Genomic DNA, 6458 nt, shown 5'->3' on the forward strand with positions numbered 1-6458 from the left:
ACTCTTAAATCTTATGCAGCAATCTATAGCGACTCCGAGAAAAGAGTAGTAAATTTTTACCATTCCAATCAATATGGCATTCTCCTATGGATGAGAGCCAAGTCAAATTTTTAGAGCTTGATTCAGTGGCTTTCGATGAAGTGCGGTTGGGCGATCGCGCCTTCGATACTGACCCGTCCAAAATCTTGATCAAATCATCCGATCCACAGAAGTTGCGCTTTGGCTTGATTGAGTGGCTCGCTGGGGCACCTAACCGTCAAGTCAAAGCTGAACGGAAACAAGCGATCGCCCAAACTCTGGAAATATCAACTCGCCAAGTTGAGCGGTTGCTCAATCAATACAACAAGGACAAGTTACGAGAGACGGTGGGGATTGATCGTTCTGACAAGGGACAGCATCGCATCCATGAGTACTGGCAAGACTACATCCGCAAAGCTTACAAGCAGAGTCTCAAACATAAACATCCTCTCAAGCCTGCTGATGTGGTGCGCGAGGTACAGCGCCATGCGGTGATTGATCTACGGCACGAAGAAGGGGACTGGCCGCATCCCGCAACCATTTATCGGATTTTGAAACCCCTGGTTGAGCAGCAGAAACGGAAAAAGAAAATTCGCAATCCGGGGTCGGGTTCATGGCTAGTTGTCGAAACTCGGGATGGGAAATTACTCAAAGCAGCTTTCAGCAATCAGATTATCCAGTGCGATCACACCAAGCTTGATATTCGGATTGTGGACAAAGATGGCACACTCCTGAGCTGGAGGCCTTGGCTCACCACGATTGTTGATACTTGGTCAAGTTGCTTAGTCGGCTACCATCTCTGGCATAAACAGCCAGGAGCCCATGAAGTCGCTCTTACCCTCAGGCATGCCATCTTGCCCAAGCAGTATCCACCGGATCATGAATTGGAGAAACCTTGGGAGATTTATGGAGCACCACTACAGTATTTCTTTACCGATGGCGGTAAGGATTTGAGTCGCTCCAAGCTCATTCAAGCAGTGGGTAAGAAACTAGGCTTTCAATGCGAACTGCGCGATCGCCCGATTCAAGGGGGCATCGTTGAGCGGCTTTTCAACACCATTAATACTCAGGTTCTCCACCCACTTCCCGGCTACATCTCCCAAGAAGAGGATGGAGCAGAAAGGGCACAAAAGGAGGCCTGTCTCACCTTTGAGGATATCGAAAAAATTCTAGCGGGTTACTTCTGCGACGACTACAACCATCAACCTTATCCAAAAGAGCCGCATCATACGCGCTCTGAGCGATGGCTCAGAGGAATGGGAAACAAGCTGCCTGAGCCGCTAAATGAGCGTGACCTGGACATCTGCTTGATGAAAGAGGAACAACGAGTGGTTCAGGCGCATGGGTCTGTTTACTTTGCCAACCTGACCTACCGCTGCGAAGAACTGCGATCGCGACAAGGTGAATATGTCACGCTGGCTTATGACCCTGACCACATTTTGACTCTGTACATCTACAGCCAATTCACAGGGGAAGCAGGTGAGTTTATTGGTTATGCTCACGCGATCAACCTGGATACTCAAAATTTGAGTCTAGATGAGCTGAAGCAATTGAACAAAGCCCGGAGTCATGCTAAGCGTAACCATTCAAATTATGATGCGCTCTTAGCACTGGGCAAGCGCCAGAAACTCGTAGGAAAGCGGCAGCAAGAGCAGAAGGAACGGCAGCGATCGGAGCAGAGGAAACTGCGTGGAAAGAGCCAGAAGAATTCGAATGTGGTGAAACTGCGCCAAGAGCGAGCAGGCACAGCTGCTAGCAGTTCCGAATCGATTGAACTGCTGCCGGAAAGGGTTTCGCCCGAATCAATGAAGCCTCAGTCCCCTGTACTTCCTCCACAGACACTTGAGGTTGCGGCTTCTGCACCTCAGCCTGAGGAACGGCATCGACTGGTTGTGACCAAGAAGCAGGTACTGAAGAGGACGTGGTAGAACATGGCACAATCAGAGCTGGCGATTCAGGCTCCAGTAGAAGTTTTAGCGCCTCAACTCGACCTCTGCGATGTCCTTGCCACAACAGCGGCGATCGAGGAACTATTCAAAACAGCCTTTATTCCTACCGATCGGGCTTCGCAATATTTCAGATGGCTGGATGAGCTGCGATTGTTGAAGCAGTGTGGTCGAGTGATTGGGCCGAGAGAAGTTGGCAAAAGCCGAGCGTCCGCACATTACAAAGCAGAGGATCGAAAACGGGTTTCATGCGTCAAAGCATGGTCCAACTCAAGTTCGAAACGGTTATTTTCCCAAATCCTCAGGGACATCAACCATGCAGCACCAACGGGAAAACGGCAGGACTTACGCTCTCGACTAGCTGGATGTCTAGAGCCCTTTGGAATTGAACTGCTTCTGATTGACAATGCCGATAACTTGCAGCGAGAGGCTCTGCTTGACTTGAAACAGCTACATGAGGAGTCGGGGGTGCCGATCGTCCTTATCGGTGGGCAGGAGCTGGACAGCAGCCTCCAGAACTTTGATTTGCTGACCTGTTTTCCCACGTTGTTTGAGTTTGACAGGCTGGATGACGAAGATTTCCAAAAAACCCTACGGACGATTGAACTTGATATCTTGGCGCTGCCTCAAGCGTCTCATCTGACAGAAGGCACCCTATTTGAGACGTTACTGATCAGTACTCAAACCCATATCGGTGTTCTGATTAAGATTCTGACAAAAGCCGTTTTACATTCGCTGAAGAAGGGGCATGGAAGAGTTGATGAAGCGGTTTTGCATAACATTGCGACTCGTTATGGCAAGCGCTACATCCCGCCTGAAGCGAGAAGGAAGCTTGAGCTGAGTGAGAGCTGAGATGAGTCATTTGGGAGGGAATTTGCCATGAGCGAACCGGACAAGAATGCACCTCGGTTGGGTTATGTAGAACCCTTGGCCCATGAGAGTATCAGCCATTATCTGGGGCGTTTGCGGCGGTTTAAGGGCAATAGCCTGCCCTCAGCTTATTCCTTAGGGCAAGCAGCGGGGATTGGGACCGTGACGTCTCGATGGGAAAAACTTTACTTCAACCCGTTTCCCACAGCAAAGGAGTTGGAGGCGATCGCTCGCCTAATCAATCTTGATCCCAGTCGCTTTCGGGACATGCTACCCCACCCTGAAATGACCTTACAACCTCGCCCAATTCGGCTTTGTGGAGCTTGCTATGCGGAGGTGCCCTGCCATCGAATTGGATGGCAGTACAAGGATGTGGCTGCAGTTTGCCCGCACCACAATTTGCGTTTGCTAGAGCGATGCCCCAGTTGCAAGACTCCCTTCCAGATTCCGGCATTGTGGACAGACGGGTAGTGTCACCACTGCGAGATGCGTTTCACGTCAATGGTTAAGTATCAAGACCGGATCAAGAAAGCTGGTTGAGATAGGCGATCGCGATTAACGCTCCGGGCAACACTCTGCGGAAATATCGTGATCATGACATTTGTGAACGATTGGAATCTTTCGAGCGGGAGTTATGCTGCTGAACATAAAGGTTTTCAGCTCCTTGAACCGCTAGGTTGTGACCAACCATGAGCATCATTACGATTCACTGTGACCTGCTCGCCTCAGAACCTGTTCGCCGACACCTCTGGCATCTGATGGCCCAGAGTAATACTCCCTTGGTTAATGACTTGTTGAAGCAAGTCAGTCAGCATCCCGATTTTGTCACCTGGCAACGCAGAGGGACGGTCCCAGATACCGTTGTCAAAGCACTTTGCGAGCCGCTTAAAGCGGTTTACCCAGGCCAACCAGGACGCTTTTATGCCTCTGCCGTCCTCATGGTCACGTATATCTATCAGTCCTGGCTAGCACTTCAACAAAACCGTCGCCGTCGCCTGGATGGCAAACAACGCTGGTTGAATGTAGCCAAGAGTGATGCTGAACTGCTTCAACTCAGTAGCTCCACCTTGGAAGCGATCCAACAACAGGCACTAACTATTTTGAGCCAACTTACGGTAGAGGAAATTCAAGCAAATCCCCAGTCAAAAAAGCGCAGTACAGCACGGCGAAAAGCTAACTCCTCCAACCATAATCCAAGCCTGATCGCTCGTCTATTTGCAGCTTATGAAGCTACAGATGATCACAGGAGCCGCTACGCGATCGCCTACCTGATCAAAAACGGGGGCGAAATTCCTGCCACCGAGGAAGACCCAGAGAAGTTTGCCCATCGAATTCATCGGAAGCAGAAAGAAATCGAGCAACTGGAGGAGCAGCTCCAAGCTCGCCTGCCCAAAGGGCGGGATCTTACCGGAGAAGAGTTTCTCGAGACTCTCGCGATCGCCCAACACCAAATCCCTGAAACCGTTGCCCAAGCCCAAGAGTGGCAAGCCAAAGTGTTAACTCGGCCTGCGACATTGCCCTATCCCATCATCTACGGCAGTGCCACAGATGTCCGCTGGGGCAAAACAGAACAAGGCAGAATTGCCGTCAACTTTAATGGTCTTGAGAAGTATCTCAAGGCTGTAGATCCTGAGATCAAAGCATACTTCAAGGCCCATTCGGAACATCCCTTCCGGCTGTATTGCGACCAACGACAACTACCTTTTTTTCAACGTTTTTTAGCAGATTCGCAAGCTTATCAAGCCAGCCCAGACACCTACCCAGCCGGCTTGCTCACCCTCAGTTCAGCCATACTGGCCTGGAGAGAAGGCGAAGGAAACGGCGATCCCTGGACGGTGAATCATCTTGCCCTCTACTGCACTTTCGATACTCGCTTGATGACCACAGAAGGCACCCTGGAAGTCCAACAAGAAAAATCAGATAAAGCCCTAAAGAAGCTGACCCATGCCAACCCTGATCCACGTCATCAAGCCACGCTCAATCGCTTGAAGAATTTACCCCAGCGTCCTAGCCAGAAATCCTACCCAGGTAAGCCCGAAATTCTCGTGGGCCTCAGCCTGGGGCTCGCGAGCCCCATTACAGCCGTTGTCGTGAATGGCAGTACAGGAGATGTATTAGCTTATCGATCACCTCACACCTTACTCGGCGATCGCTACCACCTCCTGAACCACCAGCGCCAGCAACAGCGAGAAAACGCCCTAAAGCGGCACAAAAATCAAAAGCGCGGCATCACGGATCAGCCCTCAGAATCAGAACTGGGCCAGTACGTTGATCGCTTGTTGGCGAAGTCCATCATCCAACTCGCTCAAACCTATCAAGCAGGCAGCATCGTCATTCCCAACCTGACGCACTTGCGAGAACACCTGGCGAGTGAGATGACGGCAAAGGCTGAACGGAAATCGAGTTCAGTGGAAGTGCAAAAGCAATATGCCAAGGAGTACCGAAAAGCCATTCATCGATGGAGCTACAACAGACTGATTGAAGCCATTCGCGGCAAAGCTCAGCAACTTGGTATCAAGGTGGAATCGGAATTTCAGCCGACCCAAGGCAACCCTCAAGAACAAGCAAAAGATTTAGCGATCGCGGCCTATCACGCCCGGGCGATCCCTAAAAAATAATGTTGTTTTTCAGTTCATCTGAATTTAGACAAGTTAATCTATAGTCCAACAGCGCCGCAGTTCAAGCTTCCTGAGCCGCTGAACTGTGAAAAATAGGGGTCAGTTTGGTTGCCGTGAGACGACTGTGCTTTCCGACCCTGGTAGCTTTCCGCTCACTGACTGCCATCCTGGTGTAGGTCTGATGAAGACCTGTGTAGGGATGGGAAGCTGCATTAGGCGAATTCTCTTCCTTCAATGTAGCGTAGGTGCGCACCCAGCAGAAGTGAGTCCAGCCTTCTCTCTGTAGAGGGTACAGGAGTGTCATGTCTTCAAGTTTCTTGATAGAGATGAGGCGACTGAAGTGGCAGCTGCTGAATCGCCTCCGTTCGAGGAGGAATCCTCCATAATTTTTGGCAAACCGAAGCGAGGGCAAAATCCCTAGTAGGTCTGCCAAAACGCTTGAAATCCTTGCAGGGCTTGCCTTTTATAGCCTTTATCGAATTTTACTGGTTGTCGTTGTTGCGAACAAAGACTATTTATTGCTAACAGTCTGGGAGCTTCGCCAATTGCTCTCCACCAGGGTAGGTTACACAAGGGTTTCAGCGCTCGGAGTTGCGATCAGCTTTCCGGGGATGGATGGGTTGAAAGACGCGGTACCTTTCTCCATTAAACCGATCTTCACCAGTTGCGATCAGCTTTCCGGGGATGGATGGGTTGAAAGGGCTAGAGACTGAGTTCAATACTGAGGTCGAGCGGGAGTTGCGATCAGCTTTCCGGGGATGGATGGGTTGAAAGATCTCGTTTGGGCATTCGCTCTCAGCTCAAGGGTGTTGCGATCAGCTTTCCGGGGATGGGTGGGTTGAAAGCTTAAAAGCCTGATGCAGCAATGTAGCAAAGCCAATGCGTTGCGATCAGCTTTCCGGGGATGGGTGGGTTGAAAGATTCACCAGGACTCGATTTGCCAGGGCGAGGCCGAAGGGCAGGGTGGCGTTGTTCAGGGCTTCGGAGGAGGTGCGCGGGGCGGCGC

Annotated in this window: 5 protein-coding genes and 1 CRISPR repeat array; of the genes, 4 read left to right on the plus strand and 1 reads right to left on the minus strand. The window is 50.8% G+C overall.

All coding sequences use genetic code 11. From position 1 onward, the window contains the following. Positions 1–86 precede the first annotated feature (86 nt). The 4 genes from NDA01_RS25955 to cas12k all read left to right on the plus strand — a co-directional run bounded on the left by NDA01_RS25955 (position 87) and on the right by cas12k (position 5452). Positions 87–1946, plus strand: a complete 1860-nt coding sequence (locus NDA01_RS25955; RefSeq protein ID WP_348230250.1) for a Mu transposase C-terminal domain-containing protein — start codon at positions 87–89, stop codon at positions 1944–1946. 3 nt (positions 1947–1949) lie between these two features. Next, positions 1950–2816, plus strand: coding sequence for an AAA family ATPase (locus NDA01_RS25960; RefSeq protein WP_348230251.1), 867 nt, complete (start codon positions 1950–1952; stop codon positions 2814–2816). A 27-nt stretch (positions 2817–2843) separates the two neighbouring features. Continuing rightward, positions 2844–3305, plus strand: a complete 462-nt coding sequence (locus tag NDA01_RS25965) for a TniQ family protein (protein WP_348230252.1) — start codon at positions 2844–2846, stop codon at positions 3303–3305. Between the two features lie 218 nt (positions 3306–3523). After that, the gene (cas12k, locus tag NDA01_RS25970; RefSeq protein ID WP_348230253.1) at positions 3524–5452 is read left to right on the plus strand and encodes a type V CRISPR-associated protein Cas12k; all 1929 of its coding nucleotides are present in this window, start codon (positions 3524–3526) and stop codon (positions 5450–5452) included. 61 nt (positions 5453–5513) lie between these two features. Here cas12k and NDA01_RS25975 read toward each other — a convergent pair whose 3' ends face one another. Beyond that, positions 5514–5756 (minus strand): hypothetical protein, encoded by a 243-nt coding sequence (locus NDA01_RS25975; protein WP_348230254.1) that lies wholly within the window; start codon positions 5754–5756, stop codon positions 5514–5516. Positions 5757–6041: 285 nt separating this feature from the next. After that, positions 6042–6372: a CRISPR direct-repeat array (repeat unit 38 nt; unit sequence AGTTGCGATCAGCTTTCCGGGGATGGATGGGTTGAAAG). Positions 6373–6458 lie beyond the last annotated feature (86 nt).

It is taken from the genome of Trichocoleus desertorum AS-A10 (assembly GCF_039962155.1).
Classification (GTDB): Bacteria; Cyanobacteriota; Cyanobacteriia; order FACHB-46; family FACHB-46; genus Trichocoleus.